This window comes from Pseudoalteromonas sp. SG45-1 (genome assembly GCF_014164135.1).
GTDB lineage: Bacteria > Pseudomonadota > Gammaproteobacteria > Enterobacterales > Alteromonadaceae > Pseudoalteromonas > Pseudoalteromonas distincta.
In genome coordinates this window covers 405282-427333 of sequence record NZ_JACJEP010000001.1, presented here as the reverse complement: position 1 = coordinate 427333, position 22052 = coordinate 405282, and the positions used below count along the sequence as shown (strand labels likewise).

Below are 22052 nucleotides of genomic sequence, written 5' to 3'. Positions count from 1 at the left end.
ACAAAGTAAAACACATTAACTTTAGGTGAACTAAATGTATTTTATTGACTCTTAACAGCACTATTAAGTTGAGGGTTTGATGTGAATAAAGGGAATGCATGGCCGTGGGTTATCTCGTTGTGTATACACGCTATTGTGTTGTACTTTTTGTTTTCGCAATCTATTAAAGTTGCGCCGCCAAAGGAGGAAAAAACACAATAATACAGGCCTATGTTACGATTAATTTAGCAAGCCTACCTAAGCTAAGCTCAGTTGTTACAACAACCAATGCGCCTGATATAAAACCTGTAAACACTAAAACTGATGCACCAAATTCAGCGACCTCTAACACTACACCTATAAAAAAAGATTCTACAAAAGCCAAAGTAAGGGTAACTAAAAAAACGCAAGCCAAAACCATCACGTTACCAAAGGCACAAACAGAGCTTAAAAAAGACCCTGTAAAACCTGTTGAACCCCTGGTAGCCGCGCCTTCAGAGCCTACAACAAAAGCTTCTCAAACATTTAAAAAGCTAAATCCATACGCGCCGCTATTTGGCTCTCCTGTAAATAATATGACTCATAAAAAAATGGTCTCCTTTGGTGAAGATAAAAGCTCTGAAAATGAAGAGATAAACAATAAGCCCACAATTAAAACACCAGTAAAATCTGATAATTCAGAAGTTATTAACCAAAATACAACAGGCACACGACGATTAGAAAAATTTAACGGTAAATGCTATTTAATTGATACTTCAACCGTATTTGGTAGTAATGGCATGCCTCAAGGTAGCGGTAAACCCTGTCCTGAGGATAAAACTGATAAAGAAATTATGTTTGAAAAAATCATGAAAAAATGGAGCCGTAAAAATAATTAACTTTAAATAAGTGAACAAATAATATGTTTATCCGTATTGATAAGCTTAAAGTAATTAGGAGTAAGCCATGATCACCAAACAACTATCCTCACTTTTCGTATTTAATTTATTAGTTGTAAGTGCACAAGCTAATGCAAACCAGCGCTGGTACGTTGTTAACGACTCAGTAATGGGCGGTGTATCTAATAGCCAAGTAACACAAACTCAAGAAAGTTTGCTTTTTACAGGCAATGTTTCGCTTGATAATAACGGCGGTTTTGCATCAATACGTACAGAGCTAAGTACACAAAGCCAAAATACTAAAGCTATAGCGCTGCGTGTTAAAGGTGATGGACAAATCTATCAGCTTAGGCTCAGAACTACCAATTACCTTGATGGCGCAGCGTACACTCACTCATTTAAAACAGTAAAAAATGAATGGGTAGATATAAACTTTGCTCCGAGTGATTTTACTTTAACGTATCGCGGCCGCGTGCTTGAGCAACAACCGATTATTGATTTTGACGATATAAAACAGCTAGGCTTTATGATTGCAGGTAAGCAAGAAGGTAAGTTTAAACTTGAAGTGGGTAAAATTGAGTTTAAAAGCTAATCAAGCAGCAAGCTTTGGCATTGAGCGGTGTAATCATGAGCGCGAATGGTTGCGCTACTTTCGGTGTACTATTTAGCCCTTCTAGCAAAAAGCCCCACTTTATTAAAGTAGGGCTTATACCAATTTATTAAACTAACTCATTGCTTACTTAGTGCTTTGGTTATCTTGTGAGAGCGCAATAAGTGCAAGCGCCGCATTTAGACGAGTATTTAAATTATTATAAATAGTCATTCCAAACACACCGATAATACAAACTATTAAACCCATTTGTAGGTTAACGCTCATCTCTAGTAAAAAAACAGCTGCAACTAGTAAGCATAGCGCTAATGCATAAATAATAGATTGAAAGGTAAAGTTAATATCACCTTTGGCTATTTTAAGTAATTCATCTTTATTCATAATTTACTTCCTTGTTATTTAATCCCTAAGACTCAATTGCCAGTAACTCTACTTCAAAAATAAGTACTGAGGCAGGAGGAATACTCCCTACACGTTTTTCGCCGTAGGCAAGTTGGTGCGGTACATAAAAAATGTATTTATCGCCTGGGCTCATCAGTTGTAAGCCCTCAGTCCAGCCTTTAATCACTTGGTGCAAGCCAAAACTAATCGGTGTTTTACGCTCTACTGAGCTGTCAAACACCGTGCCGTCGATTAGTGTGCCGTGGTAATGCACGTTAACCATACTTGTTGGGCTTGGTGTGTTTTCACTCTCACCTTTGTGTACTATTTTGTACTGCAAGCCAGAAGCTGTTTCTACTACACCTTCTACTTTTGCGTTAGCGGCTAAGTAATCGGCCCCTATTTGTGCATTTATGCCTGCTTGTTGTTTTGCTTTTTTACTATTTTGAAATATTAAAAAACAAAAAATGGCGATAACCACCGCCAAAATTATATTGATCATTATTAACCTTTTTCGTTATCTAGTTCTTCGTCTTTTTCGTCATCGTTATCGCCATTAACTATGTCGGCAATTTCTTTAAGGCGAGCAAGCGCAATTCCGTTTACTGAGTTTTCTGGATACTGGTCATCAATAATATCGCCAGCTTCTATATCCATTAACAGGTTAAGCGCTTGGTCTACGGTTTCAACTGCGTAAATATTAAATTTACCCGCTTCAACTGCATTAAGTATTTCATCATCAAGCACTAAGTTAACTTGGTTTGATTTAGGAATGATAACGCCTTGCGAACCTGTTAAGCCACGCATTTTACACAGTTTGAAAAAGCCTTCTATTTTTTCGTTTACGCCACCAATAGCCTGTACATCACCATGTTGGTTAATAGAGCCTGTCAGTGCAATTGATTGGCTAATAGGTAGGCTTGTAATAGACGAAATAAGCGCACACAACTCTGCCAAAGATGCACTATCGCCATCTATATAACCGTAGCTTTGCTCAATAGCGATATTAGCGCTAAGCGTTAAGCTAAAGTGCTGCGCGTATTTATTACCTAAATAACCGGTAAGTAGCATTACACCTTTTGAGTGAATTGCTTTACCAAGCTCGGCTTCACGTTCAACATCTATTACGCCATCGGCGCCAGCATAAACCGTTGCCGTGATACGCGCAGGGGTACCAAAAGAAGTATCGCCAATGTGTAATACGGTTAAGCCATTTACTTTACCAATGGCTTGGCCGTCGGTTGCAATAAGTGTGTGACCTTCTTTTATATCGCTTAGCATGTTTTCACTAATTTGGCCGGTACGGTATTGCTTACCTTCAATGGCTTCATCAATATGATGCGCATCTACAACAGTTAATTTATCTTGTTTTGCGTAGTAACTTGCCTCTGCAACTAATTCGAGTACATCAGCAAAGCGCGCAGAAAGCTTATTGTGATGCTCTGCTTGGCGGTAGCTAAACTTAAGTAAACGCACCATAGCTGCTTGTGTGGTAGTGCACTTTAATGTTTGCTCGCAGTACTCGGTAACTTTAGTTATAAATTGGTACTGTAATTTATCGCTACTTGGTAAGTAGTAATCAAAGTCAGCTAATACTCTAAATAACTCTGCAAACTCTTCATCGTATTCACCTATGGTGTAATACAGTTCGCGCGAGCCTAATAAAATAATTTTTACATCAAGCGGTATAAGCTGCGGGCGAAGTGTAAAACTACTACCTACTGAGCTATCTTGATACGGTAAGTCGTTTTTAATTTGATGCGTTTTAAGCGAAAGTTTTAAACCATCCCATACTTGAGGGTTAGCCATTACCTTTTCAGCATCCATAATTAAATAACCGCCATTAGCACGGTGCAATGCTCCCGGCTGAATAGAGCGATAACTGGTAATTAAAGACCCTTGCGATGTGGAATACTCAATTTTACCAAATATATTACCAAATGTTGGATTGGGCTCGTACACCACGGGTGCTGCATCGTCTTCTTTAAACTCAACTAAAATATTAGGTGCAAAAAAGTCGGTAAGCATGCCTTTACGATCAAAGTCTTCTTTGCTTTCTTCGCTTTCGTCTTCGTCATCGAGCCACTCAAGTACCGCGTCTATAATTTCAACGCGTATATCTTTTAAATAACGCAGTACACCAATATGAGTTGCATATTTATGTTCTAAGTCTTTTAAAAGCGGTTTTGTGGCCTGCTCTGCAGTCGACTTTTTAAGATTACGCTGTTTTTCTTTTGATTCGCGCTTCCAGCGTGGCAGCTCAATTAACGCTTCTATTAATGCATCTTCTAGCTTTTCAATTTTTTCAAAAAACTCTTCGCGTAACGTTTCTTCAAGTTCGCCAAATTCGCTATCGCTTAATTGTTTACCATCTACAAGCGGTGCAAACCCAACTGAATTTTTTTCTTCGACTAATGCAACACTTTGCTCAAATGCCGCAATTTCTACTGCAGTAATAGCGCTGTCGTAGGCATCGTTAAATTCACGGTCGATTGATTTTTTTTTGCGTTGGTATCCTGGGTTATCAAATGCAGCAGGAAATGTGTCGAGTACTTCATCTAAAAATGAATCTATGTCGTCACTAAGTTGCTTGCTTTGACCTGCATGCATAAACAGCGCGATAGGCTCTCTGTGATCATCGTAATTATTTACGTATAACCATTCGTTTGGTGTTGGGCGGTCTTTTGCGTGTTGCTTAAGTTTATCTTTAACAAGCGTAAAGCGCCCATGGGCAGCCTCGCCCATTACATAAACGTTGTAACCAGGTAGTTCCATCCCTAAAGAGAAATCTAAGGCACTTTGGGCGCGTTGTTGGCCTATAAATGTTAGTTGCTCGGGGTATGGATTGCTCATACACGTATGTACGTGATTAGTAGAAATACTCGGTGCGAGCTTTGAAACAGATAGTGGCAGCAATTTTTTCGTCATTCTAACTTCTTTTTTTACCAACATATTCGCTGGCCTTTGGGCGTATTAAGTGGCCCGCAGCCACTTAATAATTATATTTAAGGGTGCAGCGCCTTACGACTAAAATAGATTCCATCACATTCAATACACGGTGTAATTTGTGTCGCGTGATAAACATCGTAACTATGGGTGCAATTCTTACATACTAATGTGCCCATGGCTATCCATTCGCCTGCGTGATACACACCATTGTGCTTAAAATCTTGACTAAGAGATTGCCACTCAAGCTGAGTTTTATCTTCTATGTGCGAAAGCTCAAACCATAAGGACTCTTTAAGCTCTTGCCATGCAAGCGAATTATAGTGCGATTCGTTTTCTTGGACATGTTCTATATCGCGCTGTAAATAACTTTTATATAAAGCGTATCTTTCTTGCCCTAAATCTTTAAGTGCCTGCTCAGATTCAACAAATCGAGTAACTGCGTCTTTTACTTCATGATCTTTTACATCTTTTAGCCATTTGGTTAAATCGCCAAGCCATGCTTTATAATCTGCCATTTTTTACTCCTTCAAAATTGCTGTTAAATCACCCTATAACTTAGATAAGTATAGGTTAACCTGAACTGAAGGTTAGAATTTATCAAAACCGCGTTTTTGACGCTGTGAATAGCACTTTATTTGGGGTATCCTAATGGCAATTTTTTATTAGTTTGCAAGAAGTCTGGAACCATAGATGCAAGAGCAATATAACCCGCAAGATATAGAGTCAAAAGTACAAAGCTACTGGGAAGAAAACCAGGTATTTAAAGTCACTGAAGATGAGAGCAAAGAAAAGTATTATTGCCTTTCTATGTTTCCTTATCCGAGTGGTCGACTGCATATGGGTCATGTACGTAACTACACCATTGGTGATGTTGTTTCTCGTTTCCAGCGCCTGCAAGGCAAAAACGTAATGCAACCTATGGGTTGGGATGCGTTTGGTTTACCTGCAGAAAACGCTGCTATTAAAAACAAAACAGCACCTGCTAAGTGGACATACGAAAATATTGACTACATGCGTACACAGCTTAAGCAATTAGGTTTTGGTTATGACTGGGATCGCGAAATTGCGACGTGTCATCCAGAATACTACAAGTGGGAGCAGTGGTTTTTCACTAAGCTTTACGAAAAAGGCTTAGTGTATAAAAAAATGTCGACGGTTAACTGGGATCCAGTGGATCAAACAGTATTAGCTAACGAGCAAGTTATTGACGGTCGCGGTTGGCGTTCAGGCGCTGTGGTTGAGCAAAAAGAGATTCCACAGTGGTTTATTAAAATTACCGACTACGCACAAGAACTACTTGACGATTTAGACAAGTTGGAAGATTGGCCAGAGCAAGTTAAAACAATGCAGCGTAACTGGATTGGCCGCTCTGAAGGGTGTGATATTGAATTTAAACGCACCGATAACGACGAAACTTTTACTGTATACACAACTCGTCCAGACACCTTTATGGGTGTTACGTATGTTGCTGTTGCTGGTGGTCACCCTATTGCACAAGAAGCCGCTAAAAATAGCGATGCTGTTGCAATGTTTGTTGAAGAATGCAAAAACACCAAAATTGCCGAAGCAGACATGGCAACAATGGAGAAAAAAGGCATAGCAACAGGCTTTTACGCAACTCACCCATTAACGGGCGAGCAAGTACCAATTTGGGTCGCTAACTTTGTATTAATGCATTACGGCTCAGGCGCTGTTATGGCGGTACCTGCACACGACCAACGCGATTTTGAATTTGCAACGGCTTACGGCCTAGATATTAAACAAGTAATTGCACCGGTTGAAGGCTCAGGTCTTGAAGTAAACCTTGAGCAAGAAGCATTTACCGATAAAGGCGTACTTGTAAATTCAGGTGAATTTGATGGTCTTGATTTTGACGCCGCGTTTAAAGCCATTGCCGACAAGCTTGAAGCACTCGGTGTTGGGGAGCGCAAAGTAAACTTCCGTCTACGTGACTGGGGTGTTAGCCGTCAGCGTTATTGGGGTTCTCCAATCCCAATGCTTAGCGACGAAGAAGGCAAAGAACTTGCAGCAACAGAAGATATGCTACCAGTTCGCTTACCAGAAGATGTGGTAATGAATGGTGTAACGTCACCTCTTAAAGCAGACCCTGAATGGGCTAAAACAACAGTAAATGGCGCACCTGCGTTTCACGAAACTGACACGTTTGACACCTTTATGGAATCATCTTGGTACTACGCACGCTACTGTAGCCCACGCTACGACGAAGGCATGCTAGATCCAGCGGCTGCTAACTATTGGTTACCAGTAAACCAATACATTGGTGGTATTGAGCACGCTATTTTACACTTATTGTACTCGCGATTTTTCCATAAATTATTACGTGACTTTGGTTTAGTAAATTCAGACGAACCGTTCGACCGCTTACTTTGTCAAGGTATGGTGCTTGCTGAAACATTTTATCGTAAAGATGAAAAAGGCGGCGATGTATGGATTTCGCCAAGCGATGTAAATACCGAAACCGACGACAAAGGCCGCGTAACTAAAGCATGGCATAAAGAAGACGGTGAGCCGGTATTCTCATCAGGCATGAGTAAAATGTCGAAGTCTAAAAACAACGGTATAGACCCACAACAAGTAATTGCCCAATACGGTGCAGATACAGTACGTTTATTTATGATGTTTACAGCACCACCAGAGCAAACGCTTGAATGGTCAGACTCAGGTGTTGAAGGCGCACATCGCTTCTTAAAACGTGTATGGAAATACGCAGTAGACGTTAAAACAGTAGGTTACCAAGCACTTGATAAATCAGCGCTCACTAACCCGCAAAAAGTATTACGTCGCGACTTACACAAAGCAATTGCTAAAGTGACTGATGATGTTGAACGTCGTCAAACCTTTAACACCGCTATTGCAGCCATTATGGAGCTTTCTAATAAGTTATTAAAAGCACCACTGAGCGACAAACAAGATGTAGCGATTGCTAACGAAGCACTTGAAGCATTAGTTATTATGCTTGCACCTATTACTCCGCATTTATCACATGAGCTTTGGAAAGAGCTTGGTAAAGAAGGCGAGATTTTAGATGCGCAGTGGCCAAAAGTTGACGAGTCGGCTCTTGTTGAAGATGAAAAACTAATCATCGTACAAGTAAACGGCAAGCTTCGCGCTAAGTTAACAGTGGCAGCTGATGCCACTCAAGAGCAAGTAGAAGCCCTTGCGTTTGCAGAATCTAACGTAACTAAATTTACGGATGGCGCAACTATTCGTAAAATTATTTACGTTCCAGGTAAACTACTTAACGTGGTAGCTAACTAATATGGCTGCATTTAACGCCATTAAAAATGGACTAGCCTTAGTGCTAGTCTGTTTTTTGTTATCAAGCTGTGGCTTTCATTTAAAAAAAGCCTCTAGCTTGCCTGATAACTTAAAACAGCTAACACTTGTAGGCGATGATGAAAAATCGACTTTATTTTCTGAGCTTAAAAAAGAGCTTAAAGCGAGTAACGTAGAGCTAGTATCGTCAGCTAAAGATAAAGCCCAATTGTATTTACGCAAAGAAAGTATTGAACGCCAAACTCTTTCGCTGTTTCAAAATGGTCAGGTTGCTGAATACGAACTTGCTTATGGCGTGTCGTATGTAGTTAAACTCCCTGGCGAAAAAGCGATAGAAAAACGTTTTGAGCTTTACCGTAATTACCAAGACGATCCGGATCATGCATTAGCAAAAGCAAAAGAGCTTGAGCTACTCATTAGCGAGATTCGTGAGCAAGCCAGTCGTCGTATTGTTAGAGAGCTGTCGCAACTATAATGCGCTGCTATGCTAATCAACTACCGAGTGAATTAAATAAAGGGCTAAAGCCCTTTTATTTAGTATTTGGTGAAGAGCCTTTTCAAGAAGCGCAGTGCGTACAACAAATTCGCGACTGTGCTAAGCAACAAGGTTTTGATGAAGTAATTAAGTTTACTTTAATGCAAGGATTCGATTGGCAAGAAATCATAGCCCAGTATCATAGCATGTCGCTGTTTAGCGCCCGCACTATTATTGAGCTTGATTTAAACCAACAAAAGCCAGGCGTTATTGGCAGCAATACCTTTAAAAAAGTAGTTGAGCTGGTTAATCCCGATACTATTTTAATTGTTAAAGGCGCTAAAGCCAGTCAAGAAGTACAACGTGGTGCGTGGTTTAAAGCCCTTGATAAACTAGGCGTGTTCGTACCTTGCTACCCACTTACGGGCTCTCACGTAAAACGATGGCTTGATGAGCAATGCCAACGTTTATCACTTAATATGCAAAGCGACGCCAAAGTAAGCTTAATAAATGCCACTGAAGGCAACTTATTAGCCTGTTTTCAGGAGCTTGAAAAGCTCTCGCTACTACACGGCAATGCATTAATTACTCAGCAACTAGTTATGCAAGGGCTGTTAAATCAAGCCAAGTTTGATATTTTTGATTTAAGCGATGCACTATTAAATGGCCACGCTAAACAAGCTATAAAAGTACTAAACAAACTTGCCAGCGATAACACCGAAGTGGTGAGTATTTTGTGGGCTATAACCAAAGAGCTTAATACACTTATAAGTGTGCAACTTGGTTTATTAAATGGCGAACCCATAGCAAATTTATTTAAACAAAAAGCAATTTGGAAAAACCAACAAGGTCCAGTTCAAAACGCAATTAACCGTTTAAATATGCACACACTGGAACAAATAAACAGTGATGTTGCGTTGTTTGATGCCAGTTACAAGCAAGGTAATTTAATTGCACCTTACCAAGCGCTTGCTCATATTTGTATTAAATTTTGCCAGCCGCTCAACATTCCTATGCCGTGCCACGCGGTTAATTAATAAATAATGGGTGTTAAATGATCGCAATTTTTGGTGGCACTTTCGACCCCGTCCATTTAGGCCATCTAAATATGGCGCAGCAATGCGTTAATGCGTTTAATTTAGATACGCTTTATTTTATGCCCTGTGCACTCCCTGCACATAAAGCAGCTCCGGGAATTAGTACGCAGCACCGTATTAATATGCTAAACGCAGCTATTGCACCTTATCCTCATTTTGAACTCGATTTAAGAGAGCTTAACCGAGCTGGTCCATCGTATTCGCTACTTAGTTTGCAAGAACTTCGTAAAGAGCACCCCACTACACCTATTTTATTTTTAATTGGTATGGACTCGTTTAACAATCTCGATAAGTGGTTTGAGTGGAAGGCAATAACACAGCTTTGCCATATTGTGGTGTACCAGCGCCCAGCTCAACATTGCACTGTAAAAGGTGAGCTCAAAAGCTATATGCAACACGCAAATGCTGGCGAAGTAGCGGCACTTAAACACTCACTTGCAGGTAAACTTTATTTTTTACCGGGCGAAATGCTCGATGCGGCCTCAAGTACAATTCGCAAGCAGCTAAAAAAAAGTAATAAAAAGAATGAACTATTGCCCGATGCAGTGAGTCATTACATAGAAGTGCATCAGCTCTATCAAATTGATGCTTAAAAACTCCTAGCGTGTTAAAATGCGCGCCATTAAATTTTTAAATTGAGACAAAACCTTGGATTCAAAACAACTACTCGCCTTTGCTATGGACAAAATTGACGATATGAAAGCGCGTGACATCGTTCATATTGACGTAACTGAAACATCAGATATTACAGATTACATGGTAATTTGTTCTGGTACTTCTAAACGCCACGTACAGTCAATTGCCGATCACTTAGCAAAAGAAGCGCGTCATGCAGATTCAGAGCCACTAGGTTATGAAGGTGAAGGCGACGGCGAATGGGCACTGGTTGATTTAGGTGATGTGGTTGTACACGTGATGCAAAACGAAGCACGTAGCTATTACGATCTAGAAAAACTGTGGGGCTAAACGCTCACTCATTTTAGACAATGCTTGGAAGTAATACGTGAAAATACAAATGATTGCTGTTGGTACTAAAATGCCAGCATGGGTAGAAACGGGATTTGCAGAATATCAGCGCCGTTTCCCTAAGGATATGGCGCTAGAGTTAATCGAAATTCCAGCCGGTAAACGTGGTAAAAATGCAGATATAAAGCGTATTTTACACATTGAAGGTGAAAAAACATTAGCGGCTATTCCAAAAGGCAATCGTATTGTAACGTTAGAGGTAACAGGGAAAGCACTCGATACTCACCAACTTGCTAAAAATATGGAAAAATGGCAACTCGATGGCCGCGATGTAAGTTTACTTATTGGCGGACCTGAAGGACTTGCTCCAGAGTGTATTGCAGCGTCTGAGCAAAAATGGTCGTTATCTAATTTAACATTGCCGCATCCTTTGGTGCGTATAATTGTTGCAGAGAGCCTTTACCGAGGCTGGAGCTTAAATAACAACCATCCTTATCATCGCGAGTAACCCCTTGCCATGCTAAAACATAGACCCACTATTCGTGACCACTCCGCAGAAGCAAACTTATTTGCTAGGCGAGCATTCGTGGGTTTTGTTTTTGTATTAGGATTAGTCGCAGTATTGCTTTCTAATCTTTATACTATTCAGGTCGAAGATCACCAAGACTACCAAACCCGCTCCAACGATAATCGTATTAAAGTTATTCCTATTGCACCCAACCGTGGTTTAATTTACGACCGTAACGGTGTGCTACTTGCTGAAAACAAACCTGTTTACAACCTTGAGGTCATCCCCGAAGAGGTAGACGACCTTGACGAATCGCTTGATCAAATAAGTAAAATAATTGCGATTACAGAGCAAGACAAACAAGACTTTTTAAAAGATATAAGACACACCCGTCGTTTTAAATCACAAGTATTAAAAGCCCGCTTAGACGAAACCGAAGTGGCGAAGTTTTCGGTTAATCAACATAAATTCCCTGGTTTTAGCATTGAGGCACGCCTTGCACGCTACTACCCATTTGGTGACACACTAACGCATGCGCTCGGTTATGTTGCCAAGCTTAATAGAAAAGAGCTAAACCAATTAGAACAAGAAGACCGTGCAACCAATTACCGCGCCACACATGATATTGGCAAACTCGGCATAGAAAAATATTACGAAGAAACACTGCACGGTAAAGTAGGCTCACAACGGGTAGAAGTTAATAACCGTGGCCGTGTAATACGCACCCTGAGCATGACCCAACCGCAACCTGGTAGCGACCTAGTACTTACTTTAGACGTGGGCTTGCAACAAATAGCACAACATGCGCTTAAAGATATGCGTGGCGCTGTTGTAGTTATGGACGCCAAAGATGGCGGCGTGCTGGCACTTTATTCAAACCCAAGTTACGATCCAAACTTATTTGTACACGGCATTAGCAGCAAAAATTATAAAGCGCTGCTTAACCAAGACCGACCATTAATAAACCGTACTACGCAAGGTCGTTATGCGCCGGCCTCTACTGTAAAGCCTTTAATGGCAGTATTAGCGCTTGAAGAAAATATAGTAAATGAGTCAACATCAATGTGGGATCCTGGCTTTTTTCAAATTCCAAATGTTGAACATAAATGGCGAGATTGGAAACGTTGGGGCCATGGTCATGTAGATGTATATAAAGCGATTGAAGAGTCGTGTGATACCTATTTTTACGATGCGGCTTATCGATTAGGCATTACTAAAATAAGCGATTTTATGGCCCGTTTTGGCTACGGTGATTTGTCAGGTATTGATATTCACGAAGAAACTACTGCTATTCTACCTTCAAAAGAATGGAAAGAAGGACGCTTTAAAGAGTCTTGGTGGCGCGGTGATACTATTTCGGTAGGCATTGGCCAAGGTTACTGGACTGCCACACCTATTCAAATTGCAAATGCAACTAACATATTAGTTAATCGTGGTATTAATCATCCCCCTCATTTGGTGCAAGTAATAAAAAAAGATAACGACATAACGCAAATTAACAACGAAGAAAAACCCCCTGTTATTTTAAAAGATCCGCGCCATTGGCAGGTATCGTTAGATGCAATGCATAATACAGTACAAAAAATATCAGGCACAGCCCACAAAGCATTTAAAGGGACTAACTACGACTCGGCTGGTAAAACCGGTACCGCGCAAGTAGTTAGTATTGCCCAAGGTGAGCGTTACGATGCAGAATCTCTTAAAGAACGCCAACGCGATAATACAATTTATGTAGGCTTTGCACCTTATAGCGATCCTAAAATTGTGGTTTCTGTTGTATTAGAAAACAACCACGGCGGCATTCAAATAGCTCGCCAACTTATGGATTACTACTTTGCAGCCAACCCTGTTAATCTTGCAAGGAACGAGACACCATGACCGCTTTGCACGATAAACGCTCTATTTGGATGCGTATGCACCTCGACCTACCGCTGCTTACTGCACTACTTATAATGATGGCTGGCAGCATAATGGTTGTTTACAGCGCAAGCGGGCAAGAGTCTTCTATGATGATTAGGCACATGACCCGCATGGGCGGTGCGATTTTTGCTATGATTGTTTTAGCCCAGTTTTCGCCTGCCACGTTAAAGCGGTTAGTGATCCCACTTTATTGTGTTGGGTTATTAATGCTAGTCGGTGTACTTTTATTTGGAGTAAGCTCAAAAGGCGCGCAGCGTTGGCTCAATTTAGGGGTGACACGGTTTCAACCTGCAGAATTAATGAAGTTGGCAGTCCCGATGATGGTAGCTTGGTATATAGGTAGAAACCACTTACCACCTCGCCCGCTACACTTAATTATTGGTTTTATGATTGTAATGCTCCCTACATTATTAATTAAAGAACAACCCGATTTAGGTACCGCTATACTTATTGCAAGCTCAGGTATATTTGTATTATTTTTGTCTGGTTTGAGTTGGCGTTTAATAGGCTTTTTAAGCTCGATTGTAGCGCTTGCTGCATGGCCATTTTGGCACTACGGTATGCACGATTATCAAAAACAACGTGTACTCACCTTTTTAGATCCTGAGAGCGATCCGCTTGGTTCGGGTTATCATATTATTCAATCGAAAATTGCTATTGGATCAGGCGGCATAGAAGGTAAAGGCTGGTTGCTTGGTACACAATCGCAATTAGAGTTTTTGCCAGAGCGCCACACCGACTTTATATTTTCGGTTTTAAGCGAAGAATTTGGCTTATTCGGCGTATGTGTTTTACTTAGCCTGTACTTATTTATTATTGGTCGTGGTTTATACATTGCTGTTAATGCACAAGATGCATTTGGTAAATTGCTCGCAGGCGCACTCACCCTCACCTTTTTTGTATATGTATTCGTAAACATAGGCATGGTATCGGGTTTATTACCTGTTGTAGGCGTACCTTTACCACTGATTAGTTATGGTGGTACATCGATGGTGACGTTAATGGCAGGATTTGGCATTATTATGTCAATCGCGACAGATAAAAGGATGCTTTTAAAATAATGCGACACACGAATCAGTTTATATTTACTACATTATTAATTTTACTTTTAAGTGCTTGTAGTAGTGGGCCAAGTAGCCGTTATAGTATGCGTCATGATGCAGCGCCATTAAGAGCTCCAACTACACTTGAGATGCAAGACGCTATAGTTACCGAAACCACTAAAAGTGCTAGCGCTAGCCGCCCATACACAGTGCTTGGTAAAAGCTATTCGCCCATGCTTGATGAGACGGGTTATAGTGAGGAAGGCATTGCCTCTTGGTATGGTCGTAAATTTCATGGTTATCACACCTCAAATGGTGAAACGTATGATATGTTTGCCATGACCGCAGCGCATAAAACGCTGCCACTACCTAGCTTTGTTAAAGTAACCAATACAGCAAATGGTAAATCGGTAATCGTACGCGTGAACGACCGTGGCCCATTTCATGACGATAGAATAATTGATCTTTCGTACGCAGCCGCTTATAAGCTTGGCTACTACACCCATGGTACAGCAAAGGTTAAGCTAGAGGCCGTTACGCTTGCGGGCGCAACTGCGCGTCAAACCTATATTCAGGTAGCTGCAGGTAGTACACTTGCTAATATTGAAGCACTTGCCAGCACATTGCGAGAGCAATACAAATTACCAACAAATATTGTGCAAAAAGACGATATTTACAGACTGCATTTAGGGCCAATAAAAGACACCCCTCATGCAGACGAAGTATTAAAAAAATTAAAACAAAATCAATTTCAAAACGCGTTCTTGCTTTACACTCAGTAAGACTAATACCCAAACCAGCCCAAGATGCTCGCATCTCGGGGTAGTTTGGGTATAAAATGGCGTAACGCGAATCTTTAACTTTAACCATTAATGAGTATGATGAAATCTATTAAACATAAAATCCTCAAAGGTGTATGCGGCCTAGTTTGTACAGCCGCCGTATTCTCAGCCAGCGCCCAAATTATTCCGGCACCACCTCAAGTTAATGCGAAAGGTTATTTTTTAGTCGACTTTACAACTGGTAAAGTTATTGCTGAAGGTGAAGCCGATACACAGCTAGCACCTGCAAGTTTAACTAAAATGATGACCAGTTATGTAATTGGTACTGAAATTAAAGCAGGTAATATTGCCACTACCGATATGGTAACGGTAAGCGAAAAAGCATGGGCTAAAAACTTTCCAGAATCTTCAAAGATGTTTATTGAAGTAGGTAAACAAATTAGTGTTGATGAGCTTAACCACGGTATTATTATTCAATCAGGTAATGATGCATGTGTAGCAATGGCTGAGCATATTGCTGGAAGCGAAAGCGCATTTGCTGATTTAATGAATGCCCATGCTGCTAAATTAGGTATGAGCAACAGTCACTTTATCAACAGCCACGGCCTTGATACTGACGAGCACTTCACAACTCCACGCGATATGGCGACACTTGGTGCTGCTCTTATTCGTGATGTGCCAGATGAATATGCACTTTATAAGCAAAAGTCATTTACTTATAACGGCATTAAGCAATATAACCGTAACTCATTATTATGGGATGAAAGCTTAGATGTTGACGGCATTAAAACAGGGCATACATCAGAAGCTGGTTACAGCCTAGTTACCTCCGCTACTAAAAACGATATGCGTTTAATTGCTGTTGTTATGGGTACCTCAAGCGAACGAGCTCGTAAAGTAGAAAGTAAAAAGCTACTTAACTATGGTTTTCGTTTTTATGAAACAATTACTCCGTACAAAGCAGGCGATAGCTTTGCAGAACAACGTATTTGGATGGGTAACAAAGAGAACGTATCTTTAGGTATTTTAGAAGATACACCAATTACTATCCCACGTGGTCAGCATAAAAACCTTAAAGCTAACTTTGAGCTAGATAATACGCTTGAAGCACCACTTGCTAAAGGTACTAAAGTAGGTACGTTATTCTTACAACTAGAGGGCGAAGATATTGCTCAATACCCACTAGTTACACTTGAAGAAGTGGAAGAAGGCAGCTTCTTTAGCAAAATTTATGATTACTTACGCTTACAGATCATGCAGTAATTTATATCTCCCCTATTAACTAGGTAACTAATTTAAACGTCTCCACTGTGAGGCGTTTTTTTTTGCTTGAAAAATGTTAGAATGCGCCCCATATAAGCAAGACTGCTAATTGCCTATCTGTATTAAGCTTCAAGCTTGCATAGAGTCCACACTTTTGTATGAGGAGTCACCGTCGTGGTTCAACCTGTTAAAGATACTAAATTTGATGAGTACCTAGAGTACCCTTGCCCATTTACATTCAGAATAATGGGTTTAGCTAACGTAAACTTAACTGATCAAATTTTAGCTAAGTTACAACCAATAGCACCTGGCGATTACGCCCCTAAAGTAAAACCAAGCAGCAAAGGTAATTACGAGTCAGTAAGCCTTGTAGCAACAGTTACTAGTGGCAAACACATTGAAGAAATTTACAACGTGATCAGCAATATTGATGACGTACGCCACATGCTTTAATCCATAGTTGAGATTTGTTGTGAACGAAAACACTTTGATCGTACGCCAACTGGGTCGTCAGCGTTATATGCCAATTTGGCAAAAAATGCAGGACTTTACCGACACCCGTGATGAAAATACGCCAGATGAAATTTGGCTTGTAGAGCACGAGAGTGTATTCACCCAAGGTCAGGCTGGTAAGGACGAACACTTACTAGCTCCTGGCGACATTGAGGTGATTAAAGTTGACCGTGGCGGGCAAGTAACTTACCACGGCCCAGGCCAGCAAATGATGTATGTATTATTTAATCTACGTCGTTTAAAGATTGGTGTACGTGAACTGGTTACGTGGCTTGAAGAGTGCATTATTGAATCACTCGCCGAGTATGGTATTGAAGCTTATGCTAAAGCTGATGCACCAGGTGTATACGTTAATGACAGTAAAATTGCATCCCTTGGTTTAAGGGTTCGTCGTGGTTGCTCGTTTCATGGCTTAGCATTAAATGTTAACATGGACCTAAGTCCATTTTTACGCATTAACCCATGTGGTTATGCGGGCATGAATATGGTGCAAACTAAAGAATTAGATGGTCCTCAAAACCTAGAAAGTGCGGGTGAAGGATTGGTGAAACACATGATCAAGAAGCTTAATGCAACACAGGTTAAGCATACTGAAGGGTTTGAAAACGAATGAATAAACCAGTCAAAATGGAACCAGGTGTAAAACTACGCGACGCAGAAAAAATGGCGTTGATCCCAGTAAAAGTTTTACCTACAGAAAAAACTGAAATGTTGCGTAAGCCAGAATGGTTAAAAATTCGCTTACCTAAATCAACCGATCGTATTGACGGTATTAAAAAAGCGCTACGTAAGCATGGCTTACACTCGGTATGTGAAGAAGCTTCGTGCCCTAACCTATCTGAATGTTTTAACCACGGTACAGCTACCTTTATGATTTTAGGTGCTATTTGTACTCGTCGTTGCCCATTTTGTGATGTTGCTCACGGTCGCCCATTAAAACCTGATGCCACTGAACCTGAAAAGCTAGCACTTACTATTAAAGATATGAAGCTAAGCTACGTTGTAATCACTTCAGTTGACCGTGATGATTTACGTGATGGTGGTGCACAGCATTTTGCCGATTGTATTCGCGAGATTCGTAAACATAATCCAACTATTACTATCGAAATTTTAGTACCTGATTTTCGTGGCCGAATGGACCGCGCACTAGAGATACTAATCGAGACGCCACCAGATGTGTTTAACCACAATCTTGAAACTGCGCCACGTTTATACAAACTAGCTCGTCCAGGTGCTGACTATAAATGGTCTTTAGAATTACTTCGTCGCTTTAAAGAAGCTCACCCAGAAGTAAAAACTAAATCAGGCTTAATGGTTGGTTTAGGTGAAGAAATTAGCGAAATTGAAGAAGTACTTCGCGATTTACGTGCTCACAACGTTGACATGCTAACTGTAGGCCAGTACCTACAACCTTCTAAGCATCACTTACCGGTTAAGCGCTACGTGCCACCAGTAGAGTTTGACGGCTTAAAAGCGTATGCAGACGAAATTGGCTTTACTCACGCGGCTTCTGGCCCGTTTGTACGTTCAAGCTACCATGCTGATCAACAAGCAGCGGGTAAAGAAGTGAAATAATCACTTTTATCAAAAAATTAAAAAAGCCGTTAATGATGCATAATTATTAACGGCTTTTTCATGCTAATTGATAAAATAGCTTACTGCGCTATCTTACCTTTTGTAATAGAAAAATCAGCAAACCTAACACGTTCTTCATCAGCGCGAAGGCTGTCGGTTTCAACAATCGAGCGGTAAATTCCCCACTTAGGACGAGCAAAATCAGCATCACTAAAGCCGCGCCACATATCTATGTTTTGCTCGCTTATATTAAATATCTCTGCATTATCGCTTAAGCGCGTTAACGTCATATCAAACTTACCGTTTTCACTAAATGTAGCTTGTACAAATACCTTGACCCATTCATCTGTAATGAGTGACCAGTCGGTTTCAATGAGGTTTTTATCAAGCCCTGTGCTGTTACCGTTTTCATCAAAGCCTGCACTATATCGCACTTGCAGTTGATTGCCTGTACTGTTTTTTTGTGCTCCTGAGAGTGTGATAATAGGCTGGTCGTCATTACCATTAGTATTATCGTTGCTGTCATTTCGAGCTTTTATTTGAAAAAAATGGCTAAACTTACTCGTAAGCTCAAGCTCGCTGCTTACTTTAAATTTCCAGCTATATTGAAATGTCTCCCCCTCAAACGCCAGTTTTTCTTGTGGTGATTTATCGTAGGTTTTTATTTCGTTACGTTGTCTATCACTTGCACCTTTGTCTTTATCTTGGTCATCATCTCGGTGGGCTAAAAATACAAAATGGTTGCCAATTATCGTATCGGTATCTTCGATAATATGGACAACACTTTCATGATTGCCAGCATATAAGTCTGGAGATTCAATTGACCCTTCGCCGAATGCATTTTCAATAAGTGTATATGCGTCAAGTCCCGAATCTACACCATCTGATTGTAATAACACGTTCGAGATGTTCTCAAAGCCATCAGGTTGAGCTATTGGTGCACCTACAATTGTTATGATAATTTGGGCGCTAGTACCATCTACAGAGTTTACTGTTATTGTATCTTGTAGTGTTTCACCTTCACTTAAAGATGTTATTGAAGTATTTAAATCATCAAGTGTGTATGACCAATCTCCACCAGCATTTAAGCTAAAAAAACCATAGCTTGTAGCGCTATTTTCTTGTGCTATAAAAGCAGCCTCGCCGAGTTGTTGATCAGTAATAGTTAATGAACCTGTTATTGCATCATTACTATTACTAATAACTTCGCCTCGGCTATTGCCACCAATTATTGCAGGAGTTTGTAAAGTAATCGCTTCATTATTTTGCACCGTAGGATCAGAGCCTGAGCTGCCACAACCAGTAACTAAACAAGATAGAAGTATAGCTGTAACTGTATTACAGGGTTTAAGGGTATATTTAGACATGAGTAGTTCTGCGGTTAATAGTAAGTTAATTAAATATGAATTTACCAATTTATTGTACAAATAACCACAACTCAATTACCAATTAACATTACCAATTTACTGATATTTTAAATTTAATTATAAAATATATTATTTTCATAGTGATACAAAAAATTATTTCTATAGAGTGTTTAATTATATTTGTTTTAAAATAAAATTAGGTTAAACCTGAGTTACTTGAGATAATTAATACTGACATAATTATTTAGGTTCATTATGAAACTATTAGTTCGTAACTTGTCTCGTGCTACCACTGAGCATGAGCTTCGTACTTTATTTGCAGAGCACGGTAAAGTGACTACTTGTAACTTGGTACTTGATAAAGAAACTGGCCAATCTAAAGGTTTTGCCTTTGTAGAAATGCCAAACGACATAGAAAGTAAAAGCGCAATTACTGCACTTAACCAATCTACTGTTGATAAAAGTAAGATCCGCGTAAAACTTGCAGACGCATAAAGCTAACTGCAACCTATGCAAAAAAACCAGCTAATGCTGGTTTTTTGCTTTTAGTGCCCAGTATTATAAAAGAAGCAGACAGCACAAAAAATGTCTCCTGCTCAGCTAATATTGCAGCAGCAAAAAATGCAATGCCACTAGCTATAAATAAATACCCACTTTTTTACATTGGCCCATTATGTGCTCCTTTAGGTTGTTCGTTATTTATACACTTTATAAAATCAATCTGCAATTGAATGAAAAGTTCTCTATAAAAATTCGACATCGCTGCGGTGCTTCCTTTATATTGAAAGCCTAATTAAATAACAATATGAAGACTATGGCATCTACTCTTTTAAAAAGCGCTAGCCTAAGCTTGCTAGTTGCACTCTTTGGCTGCTCAGAGCCTGCAAGCGAACAAACTCCATTAGAAAATACAGCAGGTGTAAGCCTTAGCAATATTAAACAGCATATTAAAACGCTAGCCTCTGATGACTTTGAAGGCCGAGGCCCGCTTACTCATGGTGAAGTAAAAACCGTAGGCTACTTAAGCGAGCAATATAAAGCGCTGGGTTTAACCGGTGCTTATAAAGGTAAATACTTACAGCCTGTAAAAATGGCAATGGTGACAGCTAATCAGGATATGCAGTTAAAGGTAGGTGATTTAAGCTTTGAATCAGGTAAAGACTTTACCGCACGTACCGAGCAACTTCAGCCATTAATTGATGTACGCAATTCTGACGTTGTATTTGTTGGCTATGGTATTAATGCACCAGAATATAACTGGAATGACTATAAAAATATCGATGTAACTGGTAAAACTGTGGTTGTGCTAGTTAACGATCCAGGCTTTGCTACTCAAAACGACGCCCTTTTTACTGGTAATGCAATGACCTACTACGGTCGTTGGACTTATAAATATGAAGAAGCCGCTCGCCAAGGTGCAAAGGCTGTATTTATTGTTCATGAAACAGCACCTGCGGCATATCCTTGGGGCGTAGTTGAAAGTTCAAACACCGGCACTAAATACACGTTAATGGATAACAATTTAAACGCGTCTAAATTACCGGTTATGGGCTGGCTAACACTTGATGCGACTGAGAAAATGTTTAACGCCGCAAAGCTTAACTACCAAGATTTAAAACAAGCAGCATTAAATAATGACTTTAAAGCGACGCCACTTAACTTAAAAGCAAACCTTGCCTTTAAAAACGAAGTATCACATGCCAAATCGCATAACGTAGTTGCACAAATTACAGGTAGCGAATCACCTGACGAATACGTTGTTATTAGCGCTCACTGGGACCACTTTGGTACTAAACAAACTGATACTGGCCCTAAGATTTATAATGGCGCAGTAGATAACGCTTCAGGCACTGCAGCCACGCTTGAAATAGCACGTATAATGAGCGAAATGAACAAGCAAAAACCATTTAAACGCTCAATTATTTTTGCTAACTTTACAGCAGAAGAAACGGGGTTAATTGGTTCTGAAGAATTTGCATCGGGTGCGGTTGTACCTACAAAACAAATGGTCGGTCTATTAAATATTGATGGCATGAACGTGCTTGATGGTACTGACTACATCTTACAATACGGTAAAGATTTATCGACAATGGAAAGCTATTTAGCAAAGGCTGCAAAATCACAAGGCCGCGTTGTTAAAATGGATCCTCGTCCGCAAAATGGCTTATTTTTTAGATCTGATCATTTCTCACTTTCTAAGCAAGGCGTGCCTAGTTTATTATTTATGAGTCTGGGTGATACCGATCCTGAGTACATTGCGCATAAATACCATAAAGAAGCAGACGACTACTCAGCTGATTGGTCGTTAGGTGGCGTTAAGCAAGATATAGATCTTATTGTTGATATAGCCACTCAACTTGCAAACAATGGCGATTGGCCAAAGTGGACGAGCGAGTCTGACTTTAAAGCCAAACGCGCACAAGATAAGCAATAAATAGCTATTAAATAG

General features: G+C 40.1%; 23 protein-coding genes. 17 read left to right on the top strand and 6 right to left on the bottom strand.

Going from position 1 to position 22052, the window contains the following annotated elements; all coding sequences use genetic code 11:
• Positions 1–208: 208 nt before the first annotated feature.
• Positions 209–331, bottom strand: coding sequence for a hypothetical protein (locus H5117_RS20595; RefSeq protein WP_259404209.1), 123 nt, complete (start codon positions 329–331; stop codon positions 209–211).
• 223 nt (positions 332–554) lie between these two features.
• Between H5117_RS20595 and H5117_RS20590 the strand changes: the two genes are divergently transcribed.
• A complete protein-coding gene (locus tag H5117_RS20590) occupies positions 555–857 on the top strand; it encodes a hypothetical protein (RefSeq protein WP_259404208.1) in 303 nt (100 codons plus the stop codon).
• Positions 858–924: 67 nt separating this feature from the next.
• A complete protein-coding gene (locus H5117_RS01900; RefSeq protein ID WP_182694060.1) occupies positions 925–1449 on the top strand; it encodes a CIA30 family protein in 525 nt (174 codons plus the stop codon).
• Positions 1450–1593: 144 nt separating this feature from the next.
• Here the strand turns inward: H5117_RS01900 and H5117_RS01895 are convergent, their stop codons facing one another.
• From H5117_RS01895 to H5117_RS01880, 4 genes are all read right to left on the bottom strand, one after another.
• Positions 1594–1848, bottom strand: a complete 255-nt coding sequence (locus H5117_RS01895) for a hypothetical protein (protein WP_002958531.1) — start codon at positions 1846–1848, stop codon at positions 1594–1596.
• A gap of 25 nt (positions 1849–1873) precedes the next feature.
• Complete coding sequence (locus H5117_RS01890) at positions 1874–2350, bottom strand: FKBP-type peptidyl-prolyl cis-trans isomerase (RefSeq protein ID WP_024594701.1); 477 nt, start codon at positions 2348–2350, stop codon at positions 1874–1876.
• A gap of 2 nt (positions 2351–2352) precedes the next feature.
• Positions 2353–4776, bottom strand: coding sequence for a Lon protease family protein (locus H5117_RS01885; RefSeq protein ID WP_024594702.1), 2424 nt, complete (start codon positions 4774–4776; stop codon positions 2353–2355).
• A 77-nt stretch (positions 4777–4853) separates the two neighbouring features.
• Positions 4854–5312 (bottom strand): zinc ribbon-containing protein, encoded by a 459-nt coding sequence (locus H5117_RS01880; protein ID WP_002958528.1) that lies wholly within the window; start codon positions 5310–5312, stop codon positions 4854–4856.
• A gap of 175 nt (positions 5313–5487) precedes the next feature.
• On the opposite strand from H5117_RS01880, the gene leuS reads away from it, so the two are divergent.
• The 13 genes from leuS to lipA all read left to right on the top strand — a co-directional run bounded on the left by leuS (position 5488) and on the right by lipA (position 18236).
• Complete coding sequence (gene leuS / locus H5117_RS01875) at positions 5488–8076, top strand: leucine--tRNA ligase (protein ID WP_182736029.1); 2589 nt, start codon at positions 5488–5490, stop codon at positions 8074–8076.
• 1 nt (position 8077) lies between these two features.
• Positions 8078–8569, top strand: coding sequence for an LPS assembly lipoprotein LptE (gene lptE / locus H5117_RS01870; protein ID WP_002958526.1), 492 nt, complete (start codon positions 8078–8080; stop codon positions 8567–8569).
• Positions 8569–9606 carry a DNA polymerase III subunit delta gene (gene holA / locus H5117_RS01865; RefSeq protein ID WP_182736028.1) on the top strand — a complete coding sequence of 346 codons (1038 nt, stop codon included), beginning with the start codon at positions 8569–8571 and terminating at the stop codon, positions 9604–9606. Before lptE ends, holA begins: the two co-directional genes overlap by 1 nt.
• A gap of 17 nt (positions 9607–9623) precedes the next feature.
• On the top strand, positions 9624–10259 hold the full coding sequence (nadD, locus tag H5117_RS01860) for a nicotinate-nucleotide adenylyltransferase (protein WP_024594705.1): 636 nt from the start codon (positions 9624–9626) through the stop codon (positions 10257–10259).
• A gap of 55 nt (positions 10260–10314) precedes the next feature.
• Positions 10315–10632, top strand: coding sequence for a ribosome silencing factor (gene rsfS, locus H5117_RS01855; RefSeq protein WP_002958523.1), 318 nt, complete (start codon positions 10315–10317; stop codon positions 10630–10632).
• Between the two features lie 37 nt (positions 10633–10669).
• Positions 10670–11140: a 23S rRNA (pseudouridine(1915)-N(3))-methyltransferase RlmH gene (gene rlmH, locus H5117_RS01850; protein ID WP_002958522.1), complete on the top strand. Its 471-nt coding sequence runs from the start codon at positions 10670–10672 to the stop codon at positions 11138–11140.
• A 9-nt stretch (positions 11141–11149) separates the two neighbouring features.
• On the top strand, positions 11150–13018 hold the full coding sequence (gene mrdA, locus H5117_RS01845) for a penicillin-binding protein 2 (protein ID WP_182736027.1): 1869 nt from the start codon (positions 11150–11152) through the stop codon (positions 13016–13018).
• Entirely contained in the window at positions 13015–14121 is a 1107-nt protein-coding gene (rodA, locus tag H5117_RS01840; protein ID WP_182736026.1) for a rod shape-determining protein RodA, read from the top strand. The genes mrdA and rodA overlap by 4 nt, the downstream gene beginning before the upstream one ends.
• Positions 14121–14885 (top strand): septal ring lytic transglycosylase RlpA family protein, encoded by a 765-nt coding sequence (locus H5117_RS01835; RefSeq protein WP_182695326.1) that lies wholly within the window; start codon positions 14121–14123, stop codon positions 14883–14885. Before rodA ends, H5117_RS01835 begins: the two co-directional genes overlap by 1 nt.
• Positions 14886–14984: 99 nt before the next feature.
• Complete coding sequence (locus tag H5117_RS01830; RefSeq protein WP_002958518.1) at positions 14985–16148, top strand: serine hydrolase; 1164 nt, start codon at positions 14985–14987, stop codon at positions 16146–16148.
• A 174-nt stretch (positions 16149–16322) separates the two neighbouring features.
• The gene (ybeD, locus tag H5117_RS01825; protein WP_002958517.1) at positions 16323–16601 is read left to right on the top strand and encodes a DUF493 family protein YbeD; all 279 of its coding nucleotides are present in this window, start codon (positions 16323–16325) and stop codon (positions 16599–16601) included.
• Between the two features lie 19 nt (positions 16602–16620).
• Positions 16621–17274 carry a lipoyl(octanoyl) transferase LipB gene (lipB, locus tag H5117_RS01820; protein WP_010554695.1) on the top strand — a complete coding sequence of 218 codons (654 nt, stop codon included), beginning with the start codon at positions 16621–16623 and terminating at the stop codon, positions 17272–17274.
• Positions 17271–18236, top strand: a complete 966-nt coding sequence (lipA, locus tag H5117_RS01815; RefSeq protein ID WP_002958515.1) for a lipoyl synthase — start codon at positions 17271–17273, stop codon at positions 18234–18236. Before lipB ends, lipA begins: the two co-directional genes overlap by 4 nt.
• Before the next feature lie 80 nt (positions 18237–18316).
• On the opposite strand, the gene H5117_RS01810 is transcribed toward lipA, so the two are convergent.
• Positions 18317–19603: a VCBS domain-containing protein gene (locus tag H5117_RS01810; protein WP_182736025.1), complete on the bottom strand. Its 1287-nt coding sequence runs from the start codon at positions 19601–19603 to the stop codon at positions 18317–18319.
• A 255-nt stretch (positions 19604–19858) separates the two neighbouring features.
• Between H5117_RS01810 and H5117_RS01805 the strand changes: the two genes are divergently transcribed.
• Both H5117_RS01805 and H5117_RS01800 read left to right on the top strand, forming a co-directional pair.
• The gene (locus H5117_RS01805) at positions 19859–20098 is read left to right on the top strand and encodes an RNA-binding protein (RefSeq protein ID WP_002958513.1); all 240 of its coding nucleotides are present in this window, start codon (positions 19859–19861) and stop codon (positions 20096–20098) included.
• Positions 20099–20417: 319 nt separating this feature from the next.
• Entirely contained in the window at positions 20418–22037 is a 1620-nt protein-coding gene (locus H5117_RS01800) for a M28 family metallopeptidase (RefSeq protein WP_182736024.1), read from the top strand.
• Positions 22038–22052: the final 15 nt, after the last annotated feature.

Excerpts from the sequence above, each read along its gene's own strand:
- H5117_RS01810 (WP_182736025.1), bottom strand. The coding sequence starts at position 19,603 with ATGTCTAAATATACCCTTAAACCCTGTAATACAGTTACAGCTATACTT.
- holA (WP_182736028.1), top strand. The coding sequence starts at position 8,569 with ATGCGCTGCTATGCTAATCAACTACCGAGTGAATTAAATAAAGGGCTA.
- H5117_RS01800 (WP_182736024.1), top strand. The coding sequence starts at position 20,418 with ATGGCATCTACTCTTTTAAAAAGCGCTAGCCTAAGCTTGCTAGTTGCA.
- leuS (WP_182736029.1), top strand. The coding sequence starts at position 5,488 with ATGCAAGAGCAATATAACCCGCAAGATATAGAGTCAAAAGTACAAAGC.
- mrdA (WP_182736027.1), top strand. The coding sequence starts at position 11,150 with ATGCTAAAACATAGACCCACTATTCGTGACCACTCCGCAGAAGCAAAC.
- H5117_RS20590 (WP_259404208.1), top strand. The coding sequence starts at position 555 with ATGACTCATAAAAAAATGGTCTCCTTTGGTGAAGATAAAAGCTCTGAA.
- nadD (WP_024594705.1), top strand. The coding sequence starts at position 9,624 with ATGATCGCAATTTTTGGTGGCACTTTCGACCCCGTCCATTTAGGCCAT.
- rodA (WP_182736026.1), top strand. The coding sequence starts at position 13,015 with ATGACCGCTTTGCACGATAAACGCTCTATTTGGATGCGTATGCACCTC.
- H5117_RS01835 (WP_182695326.1), top strand. The coding sequence starts at position 14,121 with ATGCGACACACGAATCAGTTTATATTTACTACATTATTAATTTTACTT.
- H5117_RS01880 (WP_002958528.1), bottom strand. The coding sequence starts at position 5,312 with ATGGCAGATTATAAAGCATGGCTTGGCGATTTAACCAAATGGCTAAAA.
- H5117_RS01885 (WP_024594702.1), bottom strand. The coding sequence starts at position 4,776 with ATGACGAAAAAATTGCTGCCACTATCTGTTTCAAAGCTCGCACCGAGT.
- H5117_RS01805 (WP_002958513.1), top strand. The coding sequence starts at position 19,859 with ATGAAACTATTAGTTCGTAACTTGTCTCGTGCTACCACTGAGCATGAG.
- lptE (WP_002958526.1), top strand. The coding sequence starts at position 8,078 with ATGGCTGCATTTAACGCCATTAAAAATGGACTAGCCTTAGTGCTAGTC.
- H5117_RS01890 (WP_024594701.1), bottom strand. The coding sequence starts at position 2,350 with ATGATCAATATAATTTTGGCGGTGGTTATCGCCATTTTTTGTTTTTTA.
- lipA (WP_002958515.1), top strand. The coding sequence starts at position 17,271 with ATGAATAAACCAGTCAAAATGGAACCAGGTGTAAAACTACGCGACGCA.
- H5117_RS01900 (WP_182694060.1), top strand. The coding sequence starts at position 925 with ATGATCACCAAACAACTATCCTCACTTTTCGTATTTAATTTATTAGTT.
- H5117_RS01895 (WP_002958531.1), bottom strand. The coding sequence starts at position 1,848 with ATGAATAAAGATGAATTACTTAAAATAGCCAAAGGTGATATTAACTTT.
- H5117_RS01830 (WP_002958518.1), top strand. The coding sequence starts at position 14,985 with ATGAAATCTATTAAACATAAAATCCTCAAAGGTGTATGCGGCCTAGTT.